Origin of the sequence: Microbacterium sp. RD1 (assembly GCF_052220165.1) — a bacterium.
Classification (GTDB): Bacteria; Actinomycetota; Actinomycetes; order Actinomycetales; family Microbacteriaceae; genus Microbacterium.
Map to the genome: position 1 here is coordinate 1,286,262 of NZ_JBQPOL010000001.1, position 24,555 is coordinate 1,310,816.

Sequence of the window (24,555 nt, forward strand, 5' to 3'; positions counted from 1 at the left end):
GACTACGCTCCGAATCCGTCGCGGAGGACTTCGAGGGCGGCGACGACCTCTTCCGTGCGGGCGATCGCCGCACGCTCGAGGACCTTCGAGATGCTCGGGGATGCTTCGCTGCCCGTGACGCGTGCGACGGGCTGGTCGAGCCAGTCGAAGTACCGCCGCTGGATCTCGTCGGCGAGCCATCCGCCGTACGAGGTGCCCTGGGCGCCCTGCTCGACGATCAGCACCGCGTTCGTCTTGCGGATGCTCTCCCCGATCGTGTCCCAGTCGATCGAGGCGCGATCGAGCCAGCGCAGGTCGATCAGGTCGGCGTCCACGCCGGTCTGCTCGATCGCCTCGGCGGCGTGGCGGACCATCGAGAGGTAGCTGATCACTGTCGCCTCCGACCCCTCAAGCACGAGAGCGGCGCTGCCGGGCGGGATCACGTAGTCGAGATCGCCCTCGGGCACCTCGTCTGCGACGCCGTAGAGATCGACGTGCTCGATGACCAGCACCGGATCCTGGAGCGCGAGGGCGGCATTCATGAGACCGACGTAGTCCCTCGCATTGGACGCGGCGACGATCCGCCACCCGGGGCTCGTGACGAACACGCCGGCAGGGTCCATGAGGTGCTGGGAGCCGTAGCCCGACCCCATGGCGACCTTCGTCCGCAGCACGAGCGGGACCGGGTTCTCCCCGCCGAACATGTGGCGCGCCTTGCCGATCTGGTTGAACACCTGGTCGGCGGCGACCCACAGGAAGTCGGGATACATGAACTCCACGACGGGGCGGAAGCGTCCATCCAGCGCCAATCCGCCGCCGAGGCCCACGAAGGCGTTCTCGCTGATGGGGGTTCCGAGCACGCGGTCGGGGCCGTACTTCTTCGCCAGGCCCTTGGTGGCGCCGTTCGTGCCGCCGTTGAGCTTGTGGACGTCTTCGCCCATCACGACGATGCGCGGGTCAGCCTCCATGCGGCGGTCCATGACGGCGGCCACCGCGTCGACGAACTTCACGGGGCGGTTGGTGCCGGCAGCGGGAGCGGTCGGAAGACCCTCCAGCTCGCTCGCGTCGCCGCGGATGCCGACGTCGACGAACGTGGGTTCGGGCCACAACTCGGGACGGATGCGGCGCTTGCCGGGACGCTCGGGATCGGACTCGACCAGCGCATCGACGGCCGCGGTCATCGCCTCCTGCACGCGGGCGCGGAGCGCGGTGACGCCGGCCTCGTCGATCAGGCCGCGCGCAATCATCCGCTGCGCGGTGAGATCGAGGGGGTCGCGAGCACGCCAGGAGGCCTCTTCTTCTTTAGTGCGATAACCGAAGGCACTGCCGGGGTAGGGACCGTTCTGGTGGAAGAACCGGTAGACCTGCGCTTCGATGACCGCGGGGCCGTTCCCCGAGCGCATCCGCTCGGCAGCCTCCTGCGTGGCGAGGTGGACCGCCAGCGGGTCCATCCCGTCGACACGCCACGACGGGATGCCGAATCCCTGGCCGCGGACGGAGAATCGCGTGTCGGCGGTGATCTCGTCGGCACGCGTGGAGACGCCGTAGCCGTTGTTCTCGACGAAGAACGCGACCGGCAGCTTCCAGGTCGCCGCCAGGTTCATCGACTCCAGGACCGACCCGATCTGCGCGGCGCCGTCGCCGAAGTAGTTGATCGTGAGGTCGGTGGTGCCGCTGTGCTTCTGGGCCCACGCGTTGCCGGTGGCCATCGGCGCGCCACCCCCGACGATCGCGTTCGTGCCGAGCGCGCCCGCCTCGAACCACTGCAGGTGCATGGAGCCGCCGCGTCCGCGGCAGTAACCCTGTGCGAGACCGAGGATCTCGGCGAGCGTGCGCTGCAGGACGGTCTGGATGTCGTCGTCGACGGCGTTCAGCGGATCGATCGTTCCGCCGCTGACGTGGGTGAGCGCCTTCGCGAGGAACTGGTGGTGCCCCCGATGCGAGCCGTTGACGCCGTCGCTGGAGCGCAAGCCCGCGATCGAGCCGACCGCACCACCCTCCTGTCCGATGCTGGAGTGCGCGGGGCCGTGGACGAGTCCTTCGCCGGCGAGCTCGAGCACCGACTCCTCGAACGCGCGGATGAGATGCAGCTCACTGAGCATCGTTCCCAGGAAGGCCGGGTCTGCGGCGGCCCAGTCCTCATCCGTGGTGGTGAGCTCGATCCAGTCGACGCCGGTCTGTAGCTTCGTGCGCTTGGGCATCGTCGCCTTCCTCCCCGCGTACCTGCACCGGTCCGCTTCGGTCAGCGTAGAGCAACATTTGATCCAATACAACCGTCGTGAGGGGCGAAGCGCCGAAGATGCTGGTCATGTGAGCTCTGAATGGATACGATGTGGGGACATCTCGAAGAGGAGGCCGCCATGTCGGAGCACCACGCCGGAGGAATCCCCGGCCTGCGCGGAGGCGATCACGTCGGCATCACGGTGCCCGACCTCGACGAGGCGCACGACTTCCTCGTCCGCATCCTCGGTGCCGAGTACATCTACACGCTCGGTGCCAAGCAGGCCGACGACGATTGGATGCGACGACAGCTGGGGGTGCACCCTCGCGCGGTGATCACCGAGATCCGCTTCTACCGGCTCGCCACCGGCCTCAACATCGAGACCTTCCACTACGAGACTCCCGACGGTCAGAGTCCGCAGCCGCGCAACAGCGACATCGGCGGGTACCATCTGGCTTTGTACGTCGACGACCTCGACGCCGCCGTCGCCTACCTTCGGAAAGAGGGCGTCGAGGTGATGGGGGAGCCGATCGCCAGCAGGCAGAGCGCCGAAGGGCAACGGTGGATCTACTTCCGCGCCCCGTGGGGGCTGCAGTTCGAGCTCGTCAGCTATCCGCGCGGAAAGGCGTACGAGGCAGACGCTCCGCGCCTGCTGTGGAAGCCCACCGACCCGGCGGCGTAGGCCCACGGAAGGAGTCGCGATGACCCCCGAACGCACGGGCATGCACGGCGCGACCGGCGCCCTCATCGCGGCGACGCTGCGCGAGGCCATCCTCGACGGCGATTACGCGCCGGGCGCGCGCATCCATCAGGACGAACTCGCCGAGCGCCACGGCGCCAGCCGCCTGCCGGTACGGGAGGCGCTGCGGATGCTGCAGGCCGAGGGTCTCGTCACCCTCGTCGCCAACACCGGCGCCTGGGTCTCCACGCTCACCTCCGAGGAATGCCAGGAGCTGTACCTCGTCCGCGAGCGGCTGGAGCCGCTCCTTCTCCGCATGAACACGCCGCTCTTCGCCGACGACGAGGTCGAGCGCCTCGCGGAGCTGGCCGACCGGATGGAGACCGCGACCGACGTCGAGCAGTTCCTCGCCCTCGATCGCGAGTTCCATCTCGCCGGGCTCGACCACGCGGACACGAACGTGCTCGCCGACCTCGTGCGGACGCTGTGGAATCGCACCCAGCACTGGCGCCGCGCGGCTTCACGGCTCTTCTGGAGCGAGGGGGACCGCAGCGTCCATCACGATCATCAGCTGATCGTGGCGGCTCTGCAGCGCCGCGACGCCGACGAGGCCGAGCACGTCCTCGCGCGTCACATCCGCCGCAGCCGCCTCGAGCTCGAGCGTCATCCCGAGGTGTTCGAACCCGCCGGTCGACTCGCCACAAATGGTCGGATTTCAGCCCGAAATGCGACGGATCGTGGCGAGTCGACGGGTTAGGCGGGCGCTCAGCGGGTGAGAATGATCGCGTCGCCCTGGCCGCCGCCGCCGCAGAGGGCGACCGCCGCCGTCCCGGTGCCCCGGCGCACGAGCTCGTGCACGGCGTGGACGACGAGCCGGTTGCCGGAGGCGCCGATGGGGTGACCGACGGCGATGCCTCCGCCGTGGATGTTCACGACGTCGTCCGACAGGCCGAGCTCCGCCTGCGAGCGTGCGACGACGGCGCCGAACGCCTCGTTGATCTCGACGAAGTCGAGATCGCCCACGGCGATGCCCTGGCGCTCCGCCGCCTGCACGATGGCCCGCGCCGGCTGCTCGTGCAGCGAGTTGTCGGGACCGGCGACCTGGCCGACGGCGCCGAGCGTCGCGAGGACGTCCCAGCCCTGCTCGGCCGCGTGCGAGCGGGTGGTGAGGACGACGGCGGATGCCCCGTCGGAGATCTGCGACGAGTTCCCCGCCGTGATCGAGCCGCCCTCGGCGAACGCCGGCCGCAGCCGCGCGAGCGTCTCGACTGTCGTGTCGGCGCGGATCCCCTCGTCCGCGGTGACGACGATCGGGTCGCCCTTGCGCTGCGGGATCTCGACGGGCACGATCTCGGCGTCGAAGACCCCGGCGTCGCGCGCGGCGGCGGCGCGCTGGTGCGACCGCGCGGCGACGGCGTCCTGCGCCTCGCGGGTCACCTCGAACCGGCCGTTGGCGCGCTCGGTCGAGGCGCCCATGCTCTCGCGGTCGTAGGCGTCGGTGAGCCCGTCGTAGGCCATGTGATCGAGTGCCTCGATCGACCCGTACGCCCACCCCTCCCGCGAACCGACGAGGAGGTGCGGCGCGCGCGTCATGGACTCCATGCCCGCCGCGACGACCACGGTGGCGTCGCCGCTGCGGATCATGCGCGCTCCGTCGATGATGGCCGTGAGGCCCGACAGGCACACCTTGTTCACCGCCGACGCGTGCACGTCCCATCCGATGCCGCCGGCGATCGCCGCCTGCCGTGCGGGGTTCTGCCCGGCGCCGGCCTGCAGCACCTGTCCGACGACGACCGCGTCGACGGCCTCCGCGGGGATCCCGCCGCGCTCGAGGGCGCCGCGGATGGCGATACCGCCCAGCTCGGTCGCCGAGAGGCTGCCGAGCTGCCCCTTCAGGCGGCCCTGCGGTGTGCGGGCGGCGGCGACGAGGACGATGTCGTTCGTGGTCATGCGTTCTGCTCCTCGGGGATGCGGACGATCAGGGGCGGCTCGGTGGCGGCGATCACATCTTGCACCGTCACGCCGGGGGCGGTCTCCACGAGCACGAGTCCCTCGTCGGTCACGTCGATCACGGCGAGGTCGGTGATGATGCGGTCGACGACGCCCTTGCCGGTCAGGGGAAGGCTGCAGGTCTCGACGATCTTGGCCGATCCGTCGCGGGCGACGTGCTCCATGAGGGCGATCACGCGACCAGCGCCGTGGACGAGATCCATCGCGCCGCCCGGGCCCTTGACCATCTTGCCGGGGATCATCCAGTTGGCGATGTCGCCGGTGGCCGACACCTGCATGGCGCCGAGGATCGCCGCGTCGATCTTGCCGCCGCGGATCATGCCGAAGCTGAGACCCGAGTCGAAGAAGGCCGCACCGGGCAGGGTCGTCACCGTCTCCTTGCCCGCGTTGATGAGGTCGGCGTCGACCGCGTCATCGGTCGGGTACGGTCCGACGCCGAGGATGCCGTTCTCGGACTGCAGAACCACGGTCACGTCGTCCGGCACGTAGTTGGGGACGAGCGTCGGAAGGCCGATCCCGAGGTTGACGTAAGAGCCGTCCTTGAGCTCCTGCGCCGCGCGCGCGGCCATCTCCTGTCGCGTCAGAGTCATGTCAGTTCCCCTCGGTGCGCACGGTGCGTCGCTCGATGCGCTTCTCGATGCCGGTGCCGACCTCCACGACGCGGTGCACGAAGACGCCGGGGAGGTGGATGCTGTCGGGATCGAGCTCGCCGGGTTCGACGAGCTCTTCGACCTGCGCGATGCACACGCGCCCGGCCATGGCGGCGAGCGGGTTGAAGTTGCGGGCCGCCTTGTTGAAGACGAGGTTGCCATGGCGGTCGCCGCGGAGCGCGTGGACGAGGGAGAAGTCGGTGACGATGGCCTCCTCCAGCACGTACTCGCGCGGCTCGCCGGAGACGTCGAAGGCGCGGACCTCCTTGACGGGGGAGGCCACCGCGACGCCGCCCTGACCGTCGTAGACGCGCGGGAGACCGCCCTCGGCGACCTGCGTGCCGACGCCGGTCTGCGTGAAGAAGGCGGCGATCCCGGAGCCGCCGGCACGGAGCTTCTCGGCGAGGGTGCCCTGCGGGGTGAGCTCGAGCTCGAGCTCACCCGAGAGGAACTGCCTCTCGAACTCCTTGTTCTCCCCGACGTACGAGGAGGTCATCTTGCGGATGCGGCGGGCATTGAGGAGCATGCCCAGTCCCCAGTCGTCGACACCGCAGTTGTTCGAGACGATGGAGAGATCGCGGGTGCCCTGGGCGAGGAGGGCCTCGATGAGGGCGATCGGATTGCCGGAAAGACCGAAACCGCCCACGGCCAGTGACGCTCCGTCGGGGATGTCGGCGACGGCCTCTGCCGCCGAGGACAGGGTCTTGTCGATCACGTGGCGACTCCTTCGTGGTCCGTGCCGCGGCCCGGCGCCGCTCTCCCATCGTGGGCGATCGACGCCGCGACGACGGCATCCGCTGTTGCCATGTGGATGAGTAGCAGCGTAGCGTCCATATCGTGGACACCGGTGACCCGCGTCGTAGCATCCCGGGCGCGCAGGCGATCGCGCGCGCGGCGCTCCTCCTGCGGCTGGTGACGTCGGCCGGGGCGGACGGCGCGGCGATCGGCACGCTGGCCCAGCGTGCCGATCTGACCCGGCCGACCGCCCATCGCCTGCTCAGCGCCCTGCGGCGCGAAGGGCTCGTCGACCGCGATGAGCGTTCAGGTCGCTGGACCCCGGGTCCCGAGCTGTATCTCATGGGGACCGTGGCCGCGGCGCGCTACGACATCACCGCCACCGCTCGGGACATCGTCCGCTCCCTCGCCGTGCGGACGGAGGAGAGCGCCTTCCTGTCGGTGCGTCGCGGCGACGAGACAGTGTGCCTCCTGCGCGAGGACGGGAGCTTCCCCATCCGGTCCTTCGTCCTGTCCGAAGGCGTGCGCTTCCCGCTGGGCGTGGCCTCCGCGGGGCTCGTCATCTTGTCATTCCTCCCGCCCCACGATGTGGACGCCTACCTCGACAGTCATCCTGACCTGGCACGGGAGTGGGGTGCGGCGCACAGCGAGAAGCGACTGCGGGCGCGACTGCGCGAGACGCAGGAGCGAGGTTACGCGGTCAACCCCGGGCTCATCGTCGAAGGAAGCTGGGGGATGGGCGCCGCCGTCTTCACGCGCGAGGGCGACCCGCAGTGGGCGCTGAGCCTCACCGGTGTCGAGTTCCGCTTCGGCCCCGATCGGGTCGCCGATCTCGGGCGCATCCTCCTCGCGCACGCGCACCAGCTGACGACGCGGATCGCCGCGCAGCGCTGAACTCAGGCGCCCTTGAGGGCCTGCAGGCGCGCCAGGAGGACCGGACCGCTGCGGTCGAACTGACGGCCGCCCACCGCGATGCCCAGGGCCAGCACGAGCGGGCCCAGCACGACGCCCACCGCCAGCGCGATCCACCCGAAGAGCACCGACGACGAGACGGCCGAGATTGCGGCGAGGACGATCGCGGGGGAGGCGAGGACGACGGCCGCGAGCCAGCATCCGAAGAAGGCGAGGAACATCGTGAAGTTCGCCCCCGGCACGCGTTTGAAGGGGTTGTCGCCGGAGGCGGGGGTGGGGACGATGAGGAGCGCCGAACTGACCGCGCTCACGCCGTATCCGGCGAACAGCAGCGCGATGCCCGCGCCGAGCACCGCCGGCAGAAGGTCCCAGCGGCCGGAGATGGCGATCGTGACGACGGTGATGATCAGCAGGAGGGGAAGGCCGAGACTCGCCGCCCCGAGCATCCGCCCGGCGCGGTCGGCGCGCCCCCGGATGCCGGTCTGCAGTACCGTGGCGAACGCCGTGCCGTCGAAGGAGACGTCGGTGTACGGCACCACACCGAGGAAGAACGCCACCAGCACGCCCGACAGGGCGAAGAAGACGCTCGACACATCGCCGCGGTTGTAGATCAGCAGAAGGATCGGCAGGAACGGCACGACGAGGAGCTGCCGCGAGTACCGGAGGTCACGCAGCCAGTAGGTGAGGGATCGGGCCCAGGTGGCTCCGACCGGCCCCGTCGGGAAGACGCCGAACCAGCCCAGGGCGCCCGCCTTCGCGCGACGGGCGGCCGAGCGCGCCGGCGGGGCGATGAGCGACGCCGACAGGCTCCGGTGCCACAGCGCCCACAGCAGCACCAGCGTCCCGGCGGCGATGAGCGCCTTCAGGAGCGCCGGCAGCACGGCGCCGGCCGCGAGATCCCCCGGCACCGCCCACGCCGCGGCGATCGGCGTCCACGACACGCCCTCGATGACGGTCACGATCTGGGCGCCGTCGTCGGCGGCCGCACGCACGAGGCTGAGGATCGCCAGGATGAGAGGGCTCGCGAAGATCACGGCGGCGAAAGCGAGGAGGCCGAGCACCTCGCGCGTGCGGCGGCGGCCGCCCAGGCCCGCGGCGAACGACGCCACCGCGCGGGAGGCGACGACGCAGATGGCGACGCCCACCGGGATCGCCACGATGGCGGCGAGGGCGGCGACGGGCCACCGCCACCACACCAGGAACGTCGCCAGAGCCCCAGCCGCCGTCGTGATGCCCGGGATGCCGGTCGCGCCGCCGGCGGCGATCGCCACCATCATGCGCGTCGTCGTCAGCGGAAAGGGCGCCAGCTTGGCGGGGTCGAGCGTCGTGTCCACGCCCGCGGCGAAGATCGGGCCGACGACCCAGCCGAGGGTCAGAAGGCCTCCCGCGATGGTGACGGTGTACCGAGCCGGGTCGAGGCCCTGCGTCCCGGCGAAGAAGAGGCCGGCGCCGGCGAGCACCAGCATCCACAGGGCGCCGAACGCGCCGAAGAGAAAGCCGACCAGTTGCCAGGGGCTTCGGGCGAGGGTGTTGCCGAGGACGCGGAACCGGATCCTCAGGACTGTCGCAACCACTCCGGGCCTTCCGAACGGTGACGGCCGCCGACGAGCTCGACGAACCGGTCCTGCAGGGTCTGAGTGCCGCGCACCTCGTCGACGGTGCCCGCCGACAGCAGCTTTCCCGCGGCGATGACAGCGACGTGGTCGCACATGCGTTGAACGAGATCCATCGAATGGCTCGAGACGATCACCGTGCCACCGCCGGCGGTGTAGCCGCGGAGGATGTCCTCGATGTTGGCCGCCGAGACCGGATCGACCGACTCGAACGGCTCGTCGAGGACGAGAAGACGCGGCGCGTGCACGAGAGCGCACGCGAGGGCGATCTTCTTCGTCATTCCGGCGGAGTAGTCCACGACGGGAGTGCCGGCGGCGTCGACGAGATCCATGATCTTGAGCAGGTCGGCCGTGCGCGCGGTCACCTCGTCGCGCGAGAGCCCGAACATCATGCCGGTGTAGGTCACCAGCTGCTCGCCGGTGAGGCGGTCGAACAGGCGCACGCCGTCGGCGAGGTTGCCGATCATGCCCTTCGCCTTCACCGGGTCCCGCCATACGTCGACGCCGTGGATCTCAGCGGTTCCCGCATCCGGCCGCAAGAGTCCGGTGGCCATCGACAGGGTCGTGGTCTTGCCGGCGCCGTTCGGGCCGACGAGGCCGTAGAACGACCCGGTCGGCACGGTCAGGCTCAGCTGATCGACGGCGACCTTCTCGCCGAAGCGCTTGACGAGACCCGTCAGCGCCATCGCGGGAAGTGACGCCGTCTGTGCAGAAGCGGGAGCGGGTGAGGGAAGGTCGGGGATGTCGGCCACTGTCCGAACCTATCGGCCATCCTCCCGTGTCGACTCGCCATCTTCTGCCGTGTCGAGCGGCGAAAGCCGACGTTTTCTGGCGACTCGACGGCGGAACCACCCGCGCGGCGCCGGGCGAGGAGCGGATGCCGTGCTCGCCATCCGTTCGGCGCGGCGATCGGCCCACGCCGAGACCTCCGCGTCGACGTCGAGCGTCGGTGTCACGACGGGCGGGCCGCCGAGGAGCTGGCGGCGCGCCTCGATGATGCGGCGGTTGAAATCCGTCACTGCCTCGCGCACGTCGTCCGCGCGCGAGAGCGCGTCGAGCCGCGCGGCCATCTCGGCGTGCTCGACACGGAGCGTCAGAGCGGGCGGGCCGAGGCCGGTGAGCTTCTCCGTCTCGATCTTCCGACGGATCCACCAGTCCGGGTCGGAGCTCGTGCCGAGGTCGAGCGGCTTGCCGGCGCCGGGAAGATCGTCGAAATCGCCGCGGCGGATCGCCTGCTGGATCGCCGTCTCGACGTACGCGGCGCGCTCCGCGGCGCTCGACCCGCGTGCCGGGGCGCCCGCGTCGTCTTTCGGAACGGCCTCGCCCCGTGCCTCGGCGTCCCGGTCGAGGCGGTAGCGTGCGGCCGCCTGTCGGGGATCCTCGCTCATCGCGCACCTCCTCGATCCTCCGACCCTACGCGCGCCTGCGCCCTCCGGCGGCCGGACCGGGTCGCAAGAGTCGCGCGCGGCGAATGTGAACGGTAACATTCCGGTGATCCCGAGTCGATGGAGCCGCCGTGACCACTACCGAACCCGCCGCACGCGCCGGCGACGACGATCGCCGCGCCATCGAGGACGGACGCACGGCCCTCGGGATCGAACTGGGGTCGACCCGTATCAAGGCGTGCCTCATCGACGAGGACGGCGCCGTGCTCGCGGTGGGGAACTCGGCCTGGGAGAACGCCTACGTGGAGGGCGTGTGGACGTACTCGCTCGACGCCGTCGAGCAGGGACTCCGGGCGGCCTACGCCGACCTGGTCGGCGACGCCGAGCGCCGCCATGGCGTGCGGCCGTCGACGTACGGCGCGATGGGCGTCTCGGCCATGATGCACGGCTACCTCGCGTTCGACGGGGCCGGCGACCTTCTCACGCCCTTCCGCACCTGGCGCAACACGTCCACGACGGATGCGGCCACCGAGCTCACCGCCCTCTTCGGCGTCAACATCCCGCTCCGCTGGTCGATCGCCCACCTGCATCAGGCCGTGCGCGACGAAGAAGCCCATGTCCCCCGTATCCGCTCGATCACGACCCTCGCCGGATACGTGCACCGTCGCCTCACCGGGCGTCACGTGCTCGGGGTGGGGGACGCGTCGGGCATGTTCCCCATCGACCCGGCCACCGGCGGTTACGACGCCGAGCGCCTGGCGCGGTACGACGAGATCACGAGCGGAACGGCGCTGCCGGGCTCCCTCGCGGAGCTGCTCCCCGAGGTGCTGCCCGCGGGAGAGATCGCGGGCATCCTCACGCCCGAGGGCGCGGCCTTCCTCGACCCGACCGGGGCCCTTCGCGCGGGGGTGCCGCTGTGCCCGCCGGAGGGGGATGCCGGCACCGGCATGGTCGCGACCAACGCCGTCGCGCCCCGCACCGGCAACGTCAGCGCCGGCACCAGCATCTTCGCGATGGTCGTGCTGGAGCGCGCCCTGGGCGGCATCCACGACGAGATCGATTTCGTGACGACACCGGCGGGCGACCCGGTCGCGATGGTGCACTGCAACAACGGCGCGAGCGAGCTGGCCGCGTGGGCCGACGTGTTCGGCGCGTTCGCCGCTGCCATCGGCGCGCCGCGCGACAGCGATGCGGTCTTCGCCGCACTGCTGAGGGAGGCGCTGGACGGCGACCCCGACGGCGGTGGCGTGCTGGCGTACAACCACCTCGCGGGGGAGCCCATCGCGGGCCTCGCCGAGGGGCGCCCGCTGATCGTGCGGACGCCGGCCCGTCGACTGACCCTCGCCAACCTCATGCGGGCGCAGGTCTACGGCGTCTTCGGCACGCTGAGCCTCGGCATGAGGGTTCTCGCGGACGAGGACGTGCAGCTCGACCGGATGTATGCCCACGGCGGCATCTTCCGTACCGCCGGGGTGGCGCAGCGCTTCCTCGCGGGCGCGCTCGGGGTTCCGGTGACGGTCGCCGAGACGGCGTCGGAGGGTGGGGCGTGGGGGATGGCGCTTCTCGCCGCCTATGCCACGGCAGGCTCCGGTGCGGATCTCTCCGCGTATCTCTCCGACCGGGTCTTCGCCGCCGCCCCCGCCCGCACCGTCCACCCCGACCCCGTCGACGTGGCCGGTTATGCCGCCTATCTCGATCGCTACCGCGCCGGTCTCGCCGTCGAGGCGGCCGCCGCCGCTGTTCTCTGAATCCGAAGGAACCCCATGCCCCGCACCGTGCTGTCCTCCTCCCTCGACGCCTACGAGATCTGGTTCGTCACCGGCAGTCAGACCCTCTACGGAGAAGAGACGCTCCGCCAGGTCGCCGAGCAGTCGCAGGCCGTCGTGGCGGGGCTCACCGGACTCCCCGTCCGCGTGGTCTGGAAGCCGGTGCTCAAGGATGCCGACAGCATCCGTCGCCTCGCCCTCGACGTGAACGCCCGCGACGACGTGATCGGGATGATCGCGTGGATGCACACGTTCAGCCCCGCGAAGATGTGGATCGGCGGCCTGGATGCCCTTCGCAAGCCGCTGCTGCACCTGCATACGCAGGCGAACGTCGAGCTGCCGTGGGCGGAGATCGACTTCGACTTCATGAATCTCAATCAGGCCGCGCACGGGGACCGGGAGTTCGGCTACATCCAGACCCGGCTGGGCGTCGCCCGCAAGACCGTCGTCGGTCACGTCTCGAACCCTGCCGTCCGCGCGCAGGTGGCGCACTGGCAGCGCGCGGCCGCCGGGTGGGCTGCCGCGCGCTCGCTGAAGCTCGCCCGCTTCGGCGACAACATGCGGTACGTCGCCGTGACGGAGGGCGACAAGACCGAGGCAGAGCTGCGGTTCGGCGTGCAGGTGAACACGTGGGGCGTCAACGAGCTGGCGGCCGCCGTCTCGGAGGCGACGTCGTCGGAGATCGACGCTCTGGTGGCGGAGTATCAGGAGCTGTACGACGTGCAGCCGGAGCTCCGCCCCGGCGGAGAGCGGCACGCGTCGCTTCGCGACGGTGCGGCCATCGAGATCGGGCTGCGCTCGTTCCTGGAGGAGGGCGGGTTCGGAGCCTTCACGACGTCGTTCGAAGATCTCGGGGCGCTGACCCAGCTGCCCGGGCTCGCCGTCCAGCGGCTCATGGCCGAAGGGTACGGATTCGGTGCGGAGGGGGACTGGAAGACAGCGATCCTCGTGCGGGTCGCGAACGTCATGGGCGCGGGCCTGCCCGGCGGGGCGAGCCTCATGGAGGACTACACGTACGACCTCGTGCCCGGCGACGAGAAGATCCTCGGCGCGCACATGCTCGAGGTGTCACCCTCGCTGACCACCGCCCGGCCGCGTCTCGAGGTACATCCGCTGGGGATCGGAGGCAAGGACGATCCGGTACGCCTCGTCTTCACGGCCGATCCCGGACCGGCCCTCGTCGTGGCGATGAGCGACATCCGCGACCGGTTCCGCCTCGTCGCGAACGTCGTGGACAACGTGGCCGCGCCCGACCTGCCGAAGCTGCCCGTGGGCCGGGCCGTGTGGAAGCCGCAGCCCGACTTCGCCACGTCGGCCGCCTGCTGGCTCTCCGCGGGAGCGGCGCACCACACCGTCATGACGACCGCCGTGGGAATCGACGTGTTCCGCGACTTCGCCGATATCGCCGGCGTCGAACTCGCCGTCATCGACGACGACACCACGGTGCGCGGATTCACGCGCGAGCTACGGTGGAACCAGGCTTACTACCGCCTCGCACAGGGATTCTGACATGGTTCGCACCCCGCTCTCCGGCACGCAGCACGCGCTCCGTGCCGGGAACGCCACGGCGGTGATCGCCGGAGTCGGCGCATCGCTGCGCTCTCTCACCCACGGCGGGCGCGACCTCGTCGCGTCCTTCGGAGCCGACGAGGTCCGTCCCGCGTACCGCGGCGCCACGCTCGCGCCGTGGCCGAACCGCGTCGTCGACGGACGCTACGCCTTCGGCGGCGTCGCGTACGAACTGCCGCTGACCGAGCCGCGGCGCGGGCACGCGCTGCATGGTCTGCTGGCGTGGACGGAGTACGCCGCGATCGACAAGGGCCCGAGCCACGTCACCCTTGCGGCGACGATCGAGGCGCAGACCGGGTACCCGTGGCGCGTCGCGGTCGAGACGACGTACGAGTTGTCGTCCGAGGGTCTTCGACAGGTCGTGCGGGCGCGCAACGACAGCGAGACCGCCGCGCCGTGGGGAACGGGCCCGCATCCCTACCTGCTGGGCGGTTCGGGGCCGCTCGACGAGTGGACGCTGCACCTGCCCGCCGCCCAGGTGCTGGAAGTCACCCCCGACCGTCTGATCCCCACGGTGCTGGCCCCGGTGCACTCCGACCCCACCCGTTTCGATTTCCGGGAGCCGCGGCGCCTCGGAGCGGTCGAGATCGACCACGCCTTCACCGACCTCACCCGTGACGCCGACGGCTTCGCGACGGTGGTCGTGACGGACGCGGCGGGCTGCGGGGCAGCGATCGCGTTCGACGACGCCTGCGCCTGGGTACAGGTGCACACCGCCGACCAGCCGGACGGGCCGGCGTCGCCGCTTCACCGGGCGGGGCTCGCCGTCGAGCCGATGACGTGCGCGCCCGACGCTTTTCGCGGCGAGCAGAGCGCTTACGACCCCGGCCTGATCACCCTCGAGCCCGGGGCGGAGACTGTCGCCTCCTGGGAGATCCGACCCGTCGGCTGACTAATCGTCCTGCGGTCTCAGTGACCGTGCACGACCACGGGCACCGTCCCGTCCGACCGGATCAGCACGGCGTCCTGCGTCGCCCCCAGGGCAGGGGTCACCACGACCGACAGCACGGCGGCGGCGAGGATGAGGCCCCACACGCTGGGCGTTCGCGGCGACGCGGTGCGGCGACGGACGGCGGCCGCGGCGAAGCCGGACAGGACGAGCAGGAGCGCGAAGACAGTTCCCACGGCGAAGACGCTGGTGTGCGCGGGTGCCAGGGCCAGGAGCGCGGAGGTCAGGAGGACTCCGACCGCGGCGGCCGCGAGCACGAGGCGAGGCAGCAGCATCCGTGCCCTCGCCAGCACGACGGCGCCCCAGGCGAGGAACCCCAGCGCGAGCGCGAAGACGAGGATGCCGGCGACGCGGCTGGCGATCGTCCCCGGACCCACGACGCCGCCAGCGCCCAAGGCGGCGAGGATCAACCCCACCGCCCACGCGGTCAGCGCCGGCCACGAGCCGGTGAACGCGACGTCGTCCGCCCCCGCACGCGCGGGGCGGGCGGGGGCGGACGACGGTGAGGTGGTGAGGGTCACGGGGCTCGATCAGACCGCTGCGGTGCGCCGCGTGTTCTTGTCCGCCGCCAGGCCCACGCCGAGCAGGATCACGGCGCTCGCGAGGTGGAGGAAGTGGTCGGCAACGTTGAGGGCGAGGAAGTTCGCCGGACCGGCGAGGAAGAACCCGACGATGCCCAGCAGCAGGTAGACGGCGCCCACGACGACGTTGACGGTGCGGGCGGCGCGCACGCCGGAGATGCCGCCGATGAGGAGAGCCGCACCGATCAGCAGGTGAGCGATGTTGTGCAGCGGGTTGACCTGGAAGATCCCGAGGAGGAGTCCTCCGTCAGGACCGGCGAACGCGACCTCACCGGTGACGGTGAAGCCGAGGATTCCGACGAGCAGGTAGACGGCGCCGAAGATGACGGCGACGAGACGATTGGGGGACGAGCCCATGAGGACCTCCTGAGGTTGGCGCGGCCAAACCGCGTTTCGCTGTGATTCGGCACTGATGGTCGATCGGATTGCGGAAACCGACCCTGTCGGGACCGACACACCGACGCTAGGGGGCTCCTGGCAGAATGCTGGACGGGCTTGCGGAACGGAAACCCGCACGGTATGGGCCGCGCAGAGTGAGCTCTCGCATCGGCCTGGCACACTCGGGGGATGCGCTTCGAGACGACTCTGCATCAAACGGGCAACAACACCGGCATCGAGGTCCCGCCCGACGTGCTGGAGGCGCTCGGCGGGGGGAAGCGTCCCGCGGCGAAGGCATCCGAGACCCGCGAGCGCCGGATCGCGGCGATCGTGGCGAAGCTGGCCGGCTGACCTGCGGGCGTGTCCGGCGAAACGCTAGCCTCGAAGGGCCGGGAGGTGGGCGTTGGGTTACACGGCGGATGCTGTCGCGGAGGGCGTGTCGATCGCCTCGGCCGCGGCTCGGCTGACCGTCCGCAACCACATCCTCGTCGAGACGATCGCCGGCGGCTCCGATTTCGACCGCGACCAACTGTCGGCCTTCGCCCGCGAGACCCTGCTCTCCCTCGCGCAGGAGCAGGAGGAGGCCGCCGAGCGGATGCGGGCGCTTCGGCGCCGCGCTTTCGGCAAATTCTCCACGTCGGGGGGCACTCATGACTACCGAGATCGTGACGCGCGAAACCTCCGCCGCCGACGCAAGCAGTACGCGGGCGTCGCGAAGGAGTTGCGGCTGTGGGCGGATGACACCGAGCGCGTCTCGGCTCTTGTGGACGAAGCGCGGAACGCGGCGTGGGGGGACGTGGAGGCGAATCTGCAGCGGCGCCTCACGGTGGAGGGGATGACCGCCGACGCGGACCCCGACTACGCACGGATGCGCAAGGCCCGCATGGACGCACTCCGACTGGTGGATCTTCCGCGGCTGGCCTCGCAGGCACGGCGGCGGCGAGAGGTCTCGATCGAAAACGAGCCCGATCCGGTGGACGGGTGAACTCCACCAGGAAAGACGAAGTCCCGGTCAAGAATTTCTTCTTCACCGGGACTTCTCACTGTCTCAACACAGTGCGCGCACTCTGTCACAAGGACGCTGCGCGCCCGGAGGGACTCGAACCCCCAACCTTCTGATCCGTAGTCAGATGCTCTATCCATTGAGCTACGGGCGCACGGCCTCCGCGCGAAACGGCGCGCAGGCCTCCATGAGAATACCCCACGCCGGGCCGGGGCGACGAATCGGGGCGGGGGTCGCCCACCGCGAGTGAGGAGGTGCGGCGTAGGGTGGGGATATGAGCGCCTACGTCTCGGCGTTCGAGCTGTTCTCCATCGGCATAGGACCCTCGAGCTCCCACACCGTCGGGCCCATGCGGGCAGCCGGCGAGTTCGCGCGACGCCTCACCGCGGGCGGCGACCTCGGCCGTGTCCGGCGCGTCGAGTGCGCGCTGTACGGATCGCTCGGCGCCACCGGCATCGGACACGGCACACCGGATGCGGTGGTCGCGGGGCTGCAGGGGCTCCTGCCCGAAACGGTCGATCCGGATGCGGTGCGCGACGCCTGGACCGGATGGGCCGACGGCGCGCCGCTGCTTCTGGACGGGGTGCATCCGATCGCCTTCGGCAAGGCTGATGTCGTCTTCGCGCCGCGGACGCGACTGCCCGGCCATCCCAACGCGCTCGCGCTGATCGCCCGCGACGAGACCGGCCAGGTGGTCGCCGAGGAGACGTACTTCTCCGTCGGGGGTGGCTTCATCCGTCGCGAGGGAGAGCCGGCCGCAGTGCGCTCGACCGTGCTCCCGTTCGATTTCGACGACGCCGCGGGCCTGATCGCGCTGTGCGACGAGCAGGGCATCACCATCGCCGAGGCGGCACGCCGCAACGAAGCGGCGATGGGCGAGGATGCGGCGGTCGCGACGGGTCTCGACCGTATCTGGGACACCATGGCTGCGTGCGTCGACGCGGGGCTGCACGCCGACGGCGTGCTCCCGGGCATGCTGCAGGTGCGGCGCCGGGCCGCTGCCATCCGTGCGCAGCTGGAGGAGACCGAGGCCGACGGGCGCCGCGAGCTGCCGGGGGAGTGGCTGGGTGCATTCGCCCTGGCGGTGAACGAGCAGAACGCCGCGGGCGGGCGCGTGGTGACGGCTCCCACGAACGGGGCCGCCGGCATCCTCCCCGCCGTGGCGATGTACTGGTGGCGCTTCCTCGCCGACTCCGGCCTCGGCTCCGGCAATGCCGTCACCCCGTACGGCGAGCTGGTCGGCAGCGCGCTCCTCGGGTACGACGGACACGCCGCCACGTCGGCGGAGGCGGCGGCGTGGGACGAGGCGCAGGTCGCCGAGGCGAATCGGCGCCGCGGCATCCGCCGCTTCCTCCTCACCGCAACGGCGCTCGGGTCGCTGTTCAAGGCGAACGCATCGATCTCGGGTGCCGTCGGCGGGTGTCAGGCCGAGGTCGGCTCGGCCTGCGCGATGGCGGCGGGAGGCCTCACCGCCGTCATGGGCGGCACCAACCGGCAGATCGAGAACGCCGCGGAGATCGCGATGGAGCACCATCTCGGTCTCACGTGCGATCCGGTCGGCGGGCTCGTGCAGATCCCCTGCATCGAACGCAATGCGATCGCCTCATCGACCGCGGTGGCCGCCGCTCGCCTGGCTCTTCGCGGCGACGGCTCGCACTACGTCTCGCTCGACACCGTCGTGGAGACGATGCGGCAGACCGGCATCGACATGTCGCACAAGTACAAGGAGACCAGCGAGGGCGGCCTCGCCGTCAACGTCATCGAGTGCTGACGCTCAGCAGTCGGTCGGCGGGGGCGTGCGCAGCTTCGCCGTCAGGTCGCGTAGCGCCGTCAACTCCTCGTCGGTGAGCGGAGCCATACGCTCGGCGATGGATGCGGCATGCCGTGTGGCGATCCGCCGGAACACCGCCGCACCGGCATCCGTCGCGTGGACGAGGGCGCCGCGTCCGTCCTCGGGGTCGGGACATTTCTCCAGCAGCCCCCGCGCGACCATGCGGTCGACCAGGCGTGACACGCTGGGCTGACTGATGAGCATGTTCGCCGTCACGTCGCGCAGCCGCGCGGTCGTGTTCTCTCCGCGCGTGACGGTGAGGAGCACGTCGTACTCGGCCTGCGAGAGATCGGTGCCGCTGAAGTCCACGCTCAGATGTCCGAAGACCTCGTGCTGCGCACGGAAGAGGCTCTCCCAGGCCTCGACGGCGAGGCGGCGGTCGGTCATACCGTCAAGAGTACGACCGAGCACCGACCCCTAGGCTGAGCGGCATGAGGCGGATTCTTCGCGCAGCCGCGCTGGCCGCGGTCGCGCTCGGCGTCGCGCTCGCCGCCGGGGGCCTCGCCTCGGCGGCGCGGGCCGACGTCGATGATTTCCACTTCGCCAGCATGGATGCCGACTACACCCTCACCCGCGCCGACGACGGCACGAGCGAACTGCGTGTCGTCGAGACGTTCGTCGCGGTCTTCCCCGACACCGATCAGAACCGCGGGATGCGGCGACTGCTGCTCGAGTCGTCGTTCGGCGCACCGATCGACCCCGAGCTGGTCTCCGTGACCGACGGCGAGGGCGATCCCCGGCCCGTGGAGACCGACAGCGAAGACGGCGTGCTGGCGGTCACGGTGCGCGCCGACGACTTCGTGCACGGCGAGCAGACGTACGTCTTCACCTACACGCTCCGAAACGTCACGCCGCACTTCGCCGACACCGACAGCGACGAGTTCTACTGGGACGTCAACGGCGTGGATTGGTCGCAGCCGTTCGGGCGGGTGTCTGCGCGGCTCCACGTCGACGCCGAGCTGGCAGCCGCCCTCACCGGCGGACGAGCCTGCTACGTCGGCGAGCAGGATGCCACGACGACCTGCCCGATCGCTGCCGAGACCGCCCCGGACGGAAGCGTCACGGTCTCCGCCGAGGCGACAGATGTCGCGCCCTTCCAGACGCTCACCGTGGCGGTGGGGTTCGCGACCGGCACGTTCACGCAGTTCGACGCGTCGTACTTCGCCTCACCGTGGGGATGGCTGCAGGCGCTCGCCGCCGTCGGGATGCTGGCGGCGCTGGCGTGGGCGGTCGTCGTGAGGGTCCGATTGCTGTCGGATGCCCCGGGCCGCCCCGCGATCATCGCGGAGTACACGCCGCCCTCGGTCATCGATGCGCTCGAGAGCGCCGTCCTCCTGGGGCACACGACGAAGGCGATTCCGGCGGAGGTGCTCGAGCAGGCGGTGGTCGGCAGCCTCCGCATCGTCGAAGGCTCCCGCGGGTGGTGGGGGCGCGTCAGCCTCGAGGCGCACCTGATCGATCGGTCGCGCGCCGATCGTGACGGCCGCATGCTGCTGGACGGGCTGTTCGGCGCGGATGCGGCGCCAGGGGCGGTGTTCGTCTTCGGCCGGCAGGACACCCGCCTGTCGACCGCGGCCCGCTCCATCCTCTCCGCGGCCGGCTCCGAACTCGTGCAGCGCGGCCTCCGCCGATCGGTGCCGCTTCGCCGGCGGATCGGCCCGGTGCTGCTCTCGTTCGCCGCGGGCGCGGGGATGTTCGGGTTCGGGGTGGCAGCGCTCACCGCGAGCGTGACCCCGTGGGTGCCGCTGCTGCTCCTCATCCTCGCGGTCCCGCTGCTGTTCGTCGTCGGCGGGCTGATCGCCCGCAAGCCCCTCACCGCGCTCGGTGCCGAGACGCGCGACCATCTGACGGGCCTCAAGGAGTTCATCGAGTGGGCCGAGGCCGACCGCATCCGGATGCTGCAGTCCCCGGTGGGCGCGGAGCGGGCAGCGATCGACCCCGCGGATCCGCGGCAGATGCTGCGACTGTACGAGGCGCTGCTGCCCTACGCCGTCGTCTTCGGTCAGGAGAAGGACTGGGCCGAGCGCCTGGCCGTCCTCTACGACGCCACCGGCACTCCCGGGTGGTATCTCGGGACGTCGAGCTTCAGCGCGTCCGCGTTCGCGTCGGGGATCGGGTCGCTGTCGGCGGGCGTCTCCTCGGCGTCGTCGACATCGGGCGGGTCCAGCGGGGGCGGATCGGCCGGGGGCGGCGGCGGAGGGGGCGGGGGCGGCGGGGTCTGACCCGTCCTCACCGCGCGGGCTCAGGCGCCGGGGACCAGCAGGCCCGTCTCGTACGCGAGGATCACGAGCTGGGCGCGGTCGTGGGCGCCGAGTTTCATCATGATGCGTTTGAGGTGCGTCTTCGAGGTGTGCGGCGAGATGTACAGTGCCGCCGCGATCTCGTCGGTGGAGCGTCCGCGCGCCACCAGCAGCAGCACTTCGCGTTCGCGTTCGGTGAGTTCGTGCAGGAGTGCGGAGGCATCGGCGTCGACGGCCGGCGGGTGCACGTACCGGGTGATGAGACTGCGCGTGGCCGCGGGGGAGAGGAGGGCGTCGCCCGCGTGGACGGCGAGCACGGCGCGCACGATCTCATCGGGCTCTGCGCCCTTGCCGATGAAGCCGCTGGCCCCCGCGCGGAGGGCGGCCAGCACATACTCGTCCTCTTCGAACGTGGTGAGGATCAGCACGCGCGTGTCGGCGAGGGAGGGATCCCCGCAGATGCGGGCGGTGGCCTGGATGCCGTCGACCTCCGGCATGCGGATGTCCATCAGGACGACGTCGGGATGCAGCTCGGCGGCGAGCGCTCCCGCCTCACGACCGTTGACGGCCTCTCCCACCACGGTGATCCCCGGCGCGGCATCGAGGAGATCGCGCACGGCGGCACGGATGAGGGCCTGGTCGTCGGCGATCAGCACGTCGGTCATGCGCCGGCTTCCTCTCGGGACAGCGGCAGGGTGGCGCTGAGACGATACCCGGCCGCCGTGCCTCCCGCTTCGACGACCCCTCGCACCGCGGCGACCCGCTCGCGCAGGCCGAGCAGTCCGTAGCCCCCCGAGTCCTCCCTCTCCGACGGCCCGGCGGGGTTCGTCACCACGATGTGGAGCGCCTCGGCAGTCGTGCGCACCAGGATGTGCGCGCGCCCCTCGATGCCGTGTTTGAGCGCGTTCGTCAGCCCCTCCTGCAGCACACGGTAGGCCACCGCATCGGTCGCCATGGGCAGCTCCGGCAGGTCTCCTTCGATACGGACGGCCACCTCGAGCCCCGCCTGGCGGAAGGCGGCCACCAGGTCGACGAGCTGCCGCAGACTCGCGTGCGGCGCTGTCTCGGCGTCGTCGTCGGCACGCAGCATGGCCATGAGCTCGCCGATCTCCCCGAGCACCGCCCGCGACGCGGTGCGGATCGTGGCGAGCGCCTCGCGGGTCTTCTCGGGCCGTGTCTCCAGAGACGCCGACGCGACGCCGGCGTTCAAGCTGATGACGGAGATCTGGTGCGCCACCGCGTCGTGGAGGTCTCGGGCGATGCGCAGACGCTCCTCGCTCACGCGACGGCGCGCCTCCGCGTCGCGGGTCTGCTCTGCGCGGATCGCCCGGTCGGTGATCGCCTGCAGGTACGCGCGGCGCGACCGCGTGGCATCCCCGGCCGCTGCCGCGATCACGATCCACGCCAGCGTGACGAATGTGCGCGGGTCGAACAGTCCGCCGATGGAGGCGAGCAACGAGAAGACGCTCGTCGCCACGGCCGTCGCCCCCAGCACGACCAGCGTCCGCCGCCGGGAGGACCTGTCGGCCACGGTGAACATCGACACGACGGTCGCGAAGATCGCCCCGAACGGCACCATTCCGACCAGGACGGCGCTGACGGCCAGCAGCACGTTCACGGCGAGGACGAGAACCGGCCAGCGGCGGCGCCAGGGGAGCGCCACGGCCGGGGCGAGAGCCAGCGCGAATTCTCCCGGACCCTCGGCGGCCGCCCCCGAATCGGCGAACGGCGCGAAGGCGGCGAAGACGACGATGAGAGCCAGCAGGGCGTCGCCGACGCCGCGCCACACCGGGTGCGTCCTGGAGAGCATCGGCTGACGCTTCGCATCGGCCGATGCGCGGAGCGTCTCGTCTCGCATTCCTCCAGTGTGGCCTCCGCGCGGGCGCTTTCCATCACCTCCCGGGGGGACACGGGCGTACCCCGCGAGGGGTATCCAGGTGCACCCGGCAGCGGGACGTGCCGACGTGGTGAGAGCGGGAGCCTGGGGGAAACCCAACGAGAGGCCAGACAAATGAGCACCCCACTGCTGTCGCTCACCGACGTGCGGAAGACGTACGGCCGGGGCGACACCCGATTCGACGCTCTCCGCGGCGTCGATCTCGACATCCATCCCGGCGAGAGCGTGGCGATCGTCGGCAAGAGCGGATCGGGGAAGTCGACCCTGATGCACCTGCTCGCGCTCCTCGACGTGCCCACGAGCGGCACGATCGAACTCGAGGGGCAGGACACCGGCACGCTTCGCGGTCGCAACCTCAACCGCGTCCGGAACAAGACGTTCGGGTTCGTCTTCCAGCAGTTCTTCCTCACCCCGAACTCGAGCGTCCTGGAGAACGTCATGCTGCCCCTGAAGATCGCCGGCGTGCCGCGCGGTGAGCGTCGCCGACGGGCGCTTTCGGCGCTGCGCGACCTCGATCTCGCCGACAAGGCCCGCAACCGCGCGACCGACCTCTCGGGCGGCCAGAAGCAGCGCACCGTGATCGCTCGCGCGCTCGTCAACAATCCGCGAGTGATCTTCGCCGACGAACCGACCGGGAACCTCGACTCCACCACCGGTGCCGTCGTCGCCGACATCCTGTTCGGGCTGCAGCGCGAGCACGGCATCACGCTCGTCCTCGTGACGCACGATGAGGAGCTGGCGGCACGGTGCGACCGTCGCGTCACCATGCGCGACGGCGTCCTCACGGCCGAGGACGAGGCGGTGGCAGCATGAACGCCGCAGACCTCGTCACGAGCGCCCTGTCGAACACCTTCCGCTCCCGCACGCGCAGCATCCTCACCATCCTCGCGATCTTCGTCGGCGCCTTCACCCTGACGCTGACCAACGGCGTCGGAACGGGCATCAGCCGTTACATCGACGACACCGTCGCCTCCATCGGAGCGCAGGACGTGCTGACTGTCACCAAGACATCGGAGACCGCGACAGCCGGGGCAGCGGACAGCGGACCGGCCGAATACGACGCCGACGCGATCGTCGACGACAGTTCGGGGCCTCCGGGGAGCGAGTCGACGGTCACCGCGCTCACCGCAGAGGACATCGCCACGATCGAGGGCATCGACGGGGTCGTCCGCGCCGAAGCCGTGCACGTCGTCTCGACCGACTTCATCCGCGTGGGGGACGGCACCCCGTACGTGATCGGTGCAGGCTCCGTCATCCCGGGGCAGTCGATCCAGCTCACCGCGGGAGACGCACCGGATGACGACGCGAACGCCTACGAGGTCGCGATTCCCACCACGTATGTCGAGCCGCTGGGCTTCGCCGACGCCGACGCCGCGATCGGGAGCACCGCGACGCTCGCGATCAGTGACTCGCTCGGCACTCAGCACGAGGTGGAGGCCACGATCGTCGGGGTGGCGGAGCAGACTTTCGCGCCGAACGGCCCGACCGCGCTGCCGAACGAGGCGTTGTCGGGGGAGCTGTACTCGCTGCAGAACACGGGAGTACCCGCCGGGCAGCAGGACCGGTTCGCGGTCGCGAGTGTCTGGTTCGATCCGGATGCGACGACGGAGCAGGTCGACGCGCTCAAGGCCGACTTGAGCGAAGAGGGGTACACCGGGACCACGGTCGCCGACCAGCTGGGCGCCTTCACCGCGGTGATCAACGGCATCGTCCTCGTCCTCAACGCGTTCGCGATCATCGCGCTGCTGGCCGCGAGCTTCGGCATCGTCAACACGCTGCTGATGTCGGTGCAGGAGCGCACCCGGGAGATCGGGCTCATGAAGGCCATGGGGATGGGAAGCGGCCGGGTGTTCTCGCTGTTCAGTCTCGAGGCCGTCTCGCTCGGCCTCTTCGGCAGCGCCCTCGGCGTGATCCTCGGAATCGGGGTGGGCAGCATCGCGAGCTCGGCCCTGTCGGGGAGCCTCCTGGCGATGCTTCCCGGTCTGACGCTGCTCATCTTCGACCCGCTGTCCGTGGCCGTCATCGTTCTTGTCGTGATGGGGGTGGCCTTCCTGGCCGGCACGCTGCCGGCCGCCCGGGCGGCGAGGGCCGATCCGGTGGAGTCCTTGCGGTACGAGTGACGCGCGTCCCGCGGTCCGGTCCGAGCACGTCGGGCCG

At 70.8% G+C, this 24,555-nt stretch carries 24 protein-coding genes and 1 tRNA gene; 12 read left to right on the forward strand and 13 right to left on the reverse strand.

Annotation, left to right across the window (positions count from 1 at the left end; genetic code table 11):
- Nucleotides 1-2 precede the first annotated feature (2 nt).
- Entirely contained in the window at nt 3-2,180 is a 2,178-nt protein-coding gene (locus ACTU3I_RS06205) for an alpha-ketoacid dehydrogenase subunit alpha/beta (RefSeq protein ID WP_442924787.1), read from the reverse strand.
- A 159-nt stretch (nt 2,181-2,339) separates the two neighbouring features.
- Between ACTU3I_RS06205 and ACTU3I_RS06210 the strand changes: the two genes are divergently transcribed.
- Together ACTU3I_RS06210 and ACTU3I_RS06215 are read left to right on the forward strand one after the other, a co-directional pair.
- On the forward strand, nt 2,340-2,882 hold the full coding sequence (locus ACTU3I_RS06210) for a VOC family protein (RefSeq protein WP_442924788.1): 543 nt from the start codon (nt 2,340-2,342) through the stop codon (nt 2,880-2,882).
- 19 nt (nt 2,883-2,901) lie between these two features.
- On the forward strand, nt 2,902-3,636 hold the full coding sequence (locus tag ACTU3I_RS06215; protein WP_442924789.1) for a GntR family transcriptional regulator: 735 nt from the start codon (nt 2,902-2,904) through the stop codon (nt 3,634-3,636).
- Nucleotides 3,637-3,644: 8 nt separating this feature from the next.
- Here ACTU3I_RS06215 and ACTU3I_RS06220 read toward each other — a convergent pair whose 3' ends face one another.
- Genes ACTU3I_RS06220 through ACTU3I_RS06230 form a run of 3 tightly spaced genes read right to left on the reverse strand, consistent with a single transcriptional unit; the run spans nt 3,645 to nt 6,254 of the window.
- Nucleotides 3,645-4,829, reverse strand: a complete 1,185-nt coding sequence (locus ACTU3I_RS06220) for an acetyl-CoA C-acetyltransferase (protein ID WP_442924790.1) — start codon at nt 4,827-4,829, stop codon at nt 3,645-3,647.
- On the reverse strand, nt 4,826-5,479 hold the full coding sequence (locus tag ACTU3I_RS06225; protein ID WP_442924791.1) for a CoA transferase subunit B: 654 nt from the start codon (nt 5,477-5,479) through the stop codon (nt 4,826-4,828). Before ACTU3I_RS06225 ends, ACTU3I_RS06220 begins: the two co-directional genes overlap by 4 nt.
- Nucleotide 5,480: 1 nt before the next feature.
- Nucleotides 5,481-6,254: a CoA transferase subunit A gene (locus ACTU3I_RS06230; RefSeq protein WP_442924792.1), complete on the reverse strand. Its 774-nt coding sequence runs from the start codon at nt 6,252-6,254 to the stop codon at nt 5,481-5,483.
- Nucleotides 6,255-6,376: 122 nt separating this feature from the next.
- Between ACTU3I_RS06230 and ACTU3I_RS06235 the strand changes: the two genes are divergently transcribed.
- Entirely contained in the window at nt 6,377-7,168 is a 792-nt protein-coding gene (locus ACTU3I_RS06235) for an IclR family transcriptional regulator (RefSeq protein WP_442924793.1), read from the forward strand.
- 2 nt (nt 7,169-7,170) lie between these two features.
- Here ACTU3I_RS06235 and ACTU3I_RS06240 read toward each other — a convergent pair whose 3' ends face one another.
- The 3 genes from ACTU3I_RS06240 to ACTU3I_RS06250 all read right to left on the reverse strand — a co-directional run bounded on the left by ACTU3I_RS06240 (nt 7,171) and on the right by ACTU3I_RS06250 (nt 10,187).
- Nucleotides 7,171-8,760 (reverse strand): hypothetical protein, encoded by a 1,590-nt coding sequence (locus ACTU3I_RS06240; RefSeq protein WP_442924794.1) that lies wholly within the window; start codon nt 8,758-8,760, stop codon nt 7,171-7,173.
- The gene (locus tag ACTU3I_RS06245; RefSeq protein ID WP_442925306.1) at nt 8,742-9,485 is read right to left on the reverse strand and encodes an ABC transporter ATP-binding protein; all 744 of its coding nucleotides are present in this window, start codon (nt 9,483-9,485) and stop codon (nt 8,742-8,744) included. Before ACTU3I_RS06245 ends, ACTU3I_RS06240 begins: the two co-directional genes overlap by 19 nt.
- A gap of 75 nt (nt 9,486-9,560) precedes the next feature.
- Nucleotides 9,561-10,187: a J-domain-containing protein gene (locus ACTU3I_RS06250; RefSeq protein WP_442924795.1), complete on the reverse strand. Its 627-nt coding sequence runs from the start codon at nt 10,185-10,187 to the stop codon at nt 9,561-9,563.
- A gap of 128 nt (nt 10,188-10,315) precedes the next feature.
- Between ACTU3I_RS06250 and ACTU3I_RS06255 the strand changes: the two genes are divergently transcribed.
- The 3 genes from ACTU3I_RS06255 to ACTU3I_RS06265 are packed head-to-tail and all read left to right on the forward strand — an operon-like array spanning nt 10,316 to nt 14,411.
- A complete protein-coding gene (locus ACTU3I_RS06255; protein WP_442924796.1) occupies nt 10,316-11,932 on the forward strand; it encodes a xylulokinase in 1,617 nt (538 codons plus the stop codon).
- A gap of 15 nt (nt 11,933-11,947) precedes the next feature.
- Nucleotides 11,948-13,459, forward strand: coding sequence for an L-arabinose isomerase (araA, locus tag ACTU3I_RS06260; protein WP_442924797.1), 1,512 nt, complete (start codon nt 11,948-11,950; stop codon nt 13,457-13,459).
- Nucleotide 13,460: 1 nt separating this feature from the next.
- Nucleotides 13,461-14,411, forward strand: coding sequence for an aldose 1-epimerase family protein (locus tag ACTU3I_RS06265; protein ID WP_442924798.1), 951 nt, complete (start codon nt 13,461-13,463; stop codon nt 14,409-14,411).
- Nucleotides 14,412-14,428: 17 nt separating this feature from the next.
- Here the strand turns inward: ACTU3I_RS06265 and ACTU3I_RS06270 are convergent, their stop codons facing one another.
- Nucleotides 14,429-14,989 (reverse strand): hypothetical protein, encoded by a 561-nt coding sequence (locus tag ACTU3I_RS06270; protein WP_442924799.1) that lies wholly within the window; start codon nt 14,987-14,989, stop codon nt 14,429-14,431.
- Between the two features lie 9 nt (nt 14,990-14,998).
- On the reverse strand, nt 14,999-15,406 hold the full coding sequence (locus tag ACTU3I_RS06275) for a DUF4383 domain-containing protein (protein WP_442924800.1): 408 nt from the start codon (nt 15,404-15,406) through the stop codon (nt 14,999-15,001).
- A gap of 210 nt (nt 15,407-15,616) precedes the next feature.
- Here ACTU3I_RS06275 and ACTU3I_RS06280 point away from each other — a divergent pair, with 210 nt between their 5' ends.
- Complete coding sequence (locus tag ACTU3I_RS06280) at nt 15,617-15,778, forward strand: hypothetical protein (RefSeq protein ID WP_442924801.1); 162 nt, start codon at nt 15,617-15,619, stop codon at nt 15,776-15,778.
- A 52-nt stretch (nt 15,779-15,830) separates the two neighbouring features.
- Nucleotides 15,831-16,412: an asparagine synthase gene (locus ACTU3I_RS06285; RefSeq protein ID WP_442924802.1), complete on the forward strand. Its 582-nt coding sequence runs from the start codon at nt 15,831-15,833 to the stop codon at nt 16,410-16,412.
- Nucleotides 16,413-16,511: 99 nt separating this feature from the next.
- On the opposite strand, the gene ACTU3I_RS06290 is transcribed toward ACTU3I_RS06285, so the two are convergent.
- A tRNA-Arg gene (locus ACTU3I_RS06290) sits at nt 16,512-16,584 on the reverse strand.
- A gap of 120 nt (nt 16,585-16,704) precedes the next feature.
- Here ACTU3I_RS06290 and ACTU3I_RS06295 point away from each other — a divergent pair.
- On the forward strand, nt 16,705-18,201 hold the full coding sequence (locus tag ACTU3I_RS06295; RefSeq protein ID WP_442924803.1) for an L-serine ammonia-lyase, iron-sulfur-dependent, subunit alpha: 1,497 nt from the start codon (nt 16,705-16,707) through the stop codon (nt 18,199-18,201).
- A 3-nt stretch (nt 18,202-18,204) separates the two neighbouring features.
- Here ACTU3I_RS06295 and ACTU3I_RS06300 read toward each other — a convergent pair whose 3' ends face one another.
- Nucleotides 18,205-18,648 (reverse strand): MarR family winged helix-turn-helix transcriptional regulator, encoded by a 444-nt coding sequence (locus ACTU3I_RS06300; RefSeq protein ID WP_442924804.1) that lies wholly within the window; start codon nt 18,646-18,648, stop codon nt 18,205-18,207.
- 44 nt (nt 18,649-18,692) lie between these two features.
- Here ACTU3I_RS06300 and ACTU3I_RS06305 point away from each other — a divergent pair, with 44 nt between their 5' ends.
- On the forward strand, nt 18,693-20,483 hold the full coding sequence (locus tag ACTU3I_RS06305) for a DUF2207 family protein (protein ID WP_442924805.1): 1,791 nt from the start codon (nt 18,693-18,695) through the stop codon (nt 20,481-20,483).
- A gap of 20 nt (nt 20,484-20,503) precedes the next feature.
- On the opposite strand, the gene ACTU3I_RS06310 is transcribed toward ACTU3I_RS06305, so the two are convergent.
- On the reverse strand, nt 20,504-21,166 hold the full coding sequence (locus ACTU3I_RS06310) for a response regulator transcription factor (protein ID WP_442924806.1): 663 nt from the start codon (nt 21,164-21,166) through the stop codon (nt 20,504-20,506).
- Nucleotides 21,163-22,359: a sensor histidine kinase gene (locus ACTU3I_RS06315; RefSeq protein ID WP_442924807.1), complete on the reverse strand. Its 1,197-nt coding sequence runs from the start codon at nt 22,357-22,359 to the stop codon at nt 21,163-21,165. The genes ACTU3I_RS06310 and ACTU3I_RS06315 overlap by 4 nt, the downstream gene beginning before the upstream one ends.
- Before the next feature lie 153 nt (nt 22,360-22,512).
- Here ACTU3I_RS06315 and ACTU3I_RS06320 point away from each other — a divergent pair, with 153 nt between their 5' ends.
- Both ACTU3I_RS06320 and ACTU3I_RS06325 read left to right on the forward strand, forming a co-directional pair.
- A complete protein-coding gene (locus ACTU3I_RS06320) occupies nt 22,513-23,211 on the forward strand; it encodes an ABC transporter ATP-binding protein (protein WP_442924808.1) in 699 nt (232 codons plus the stop codon).
- Nucleotides 23,208-24,518 carry an ABC transporter permease gene (locus tag ACTU3I_RS06325; RefSeq protein WP_442924809.1) on the forward strand — a complete coding sequence of 437 codons (1,311 nt, stop codon included), beginning with the start codon at nt 23,208-23,210 and terminating at the stop codon, nt 24,516-24,518. Before ACTU3I_RS06320 ends, ACTU3I_RS06325 begins: the two co-directional genes overlap by 4 nt.
- Nucleotides 24,519-24,555 lie beyond the last annotated feature (37 nt).

What these genes read in the sequence shown, in the direction of transcription:
- ACTU3I_RS06245 (WP_442925306.1), bottom strand. Translation starts at nt 9,485, where the DNA reads ATGGCGCTGACGGGTCTCGTCAAGCGCTTCGGCGAGAAGGTCGCCGTC.
- ACTU3I_RS06220 (WP_442924790.1), bottom strand. Translation starts at nt 4,829, where the DNA reads ATGACCACGAACGACATCGTCCTCGTCGCCGCCGCCCGCACACCGCAG.
- ACTU3I_RS06210 (WP_442924788.1), top strand. Translation starts at nt 2,340, where the DNA reads ATGTCGGAGCACCACGCCGGAGGAATCCCCGGCCTGCGCGGAGGCGAT.
- ACTU3I_RS06250 (WP_442924795.1), bottom strand. Translation starts at nt 10,187, where the DNA reads ATGAGCGAGGATCCCCGACAGGCGGCCGCACGCTACCGCCTCGACCGG.
- ACTU3I_RS06295 (WP_442924803.1), top strand. Translation starts at nt 16,705, where the DNA reads ATGAGCGCCTACGTCTCGGCGTTCGAGCTGTTCTCCATCGGCATAGGA.
- ACTU3I_RS06275 (WP_442924800.1), bottom strand. Translation starts at nt 15,406, where the DNA reads ATGGGCTCGTCCCCCAATCGTCTCGTCGCCGTCATCTTCGGCGCCGTC.
- ACTU3I_RS06205 (WP_442924787.1), bottom strand. Translation starts at nt 2,180, where the DNA reads ATGCCCAAGCGCACGAAGCTACAGACCGGCGTCGACTGGATCGAGCTC.
- ACTU3I_RS06225 (WP_442924791.1), bottom strand. Translation starts at nt 5,479, where the DNA reads ATGACTCTGACGCGACAGGAGATGGCCGCGCGCGCGGCGCAGGAGCTC.
- ACTU3I_RS06265 (WP_442924798.1), top strand. Translation starts at nt 13,461, where the DNA reads ATGGTTCGCACCCCGCTCTCCGGCACGCAGCACGCGCTCCGTGCCGGG.
- ACTU3I_RS06325 (WP_442924809.1), top strand. Translation starts at nt 23,208, where the DNA reads ATGAACGCCGCAGACCTCGTCACGAGCGCCCTGTCGAACACCTTCCGC.
- ACTU3I_RS06300 (WP_442924804.1), bottom strand. Translation starts at nt 18,648, where the DNA reads ATGACCGACCGCCGCCTCGCCGTCGAGGCCTGGGAGAGCCTCTTCCGT.
- ACTU3I_RS06215 (WP_442924789.1), top strand. Translation starts at nt 2,902, where the DNA reads ATGACCCCCGAACGCACGGGCATGCACGGCGCGACCGGCGCCCTCATC.
- ACTU3I_RS06315 (WP_442924807.1), bottom strand. Translation starts at nt 22,359, where the DNA reads ATGCGAGACGAGACGCTCCGCGCATCGGCCGATGCGAAGCGTCAGCCG.
- araA (WP_442924797.1), top strand. Translation starts at nt 11,948, where the DNA reads ATGCCCCGCACCGTGCTGTCCTCCTCCCTCGACGCCTACGAGATCTGG.
- ACTU3I_RS06310 (WP_442924806.1), bottom strand. Translation starts at nt 21,166, where the DNA reads ATGACCGACGTGCTGATCGCCGACGACCAGGCCCTCATCCGTGCCGCC.
- ACTU3I_RS06280 (WP_442924801.1), top strand. Translation starts at nt 15,617, where the DNA reads ATGCGCTTCGAGACGACTCTGCATCAAACGGGCAACAACACCGGCATC.
- ACTU3I_RS06320 (WP_442924808.1), top strand. Translation starts at nt 22,513, where the DNA reads ATGAGCACCCCACTGCTGTCGCTCACCGACGTGCGGAAGACGTACGGC.
- ACTU3I_RS06305 (WP_442924805.1), top strand. Translation starts at nt 18,693, where the DNA reads ATGAGGCGGATTCTTCGCGCAGCCGCGCTGGCCGCGGTCGCGCTCGGC.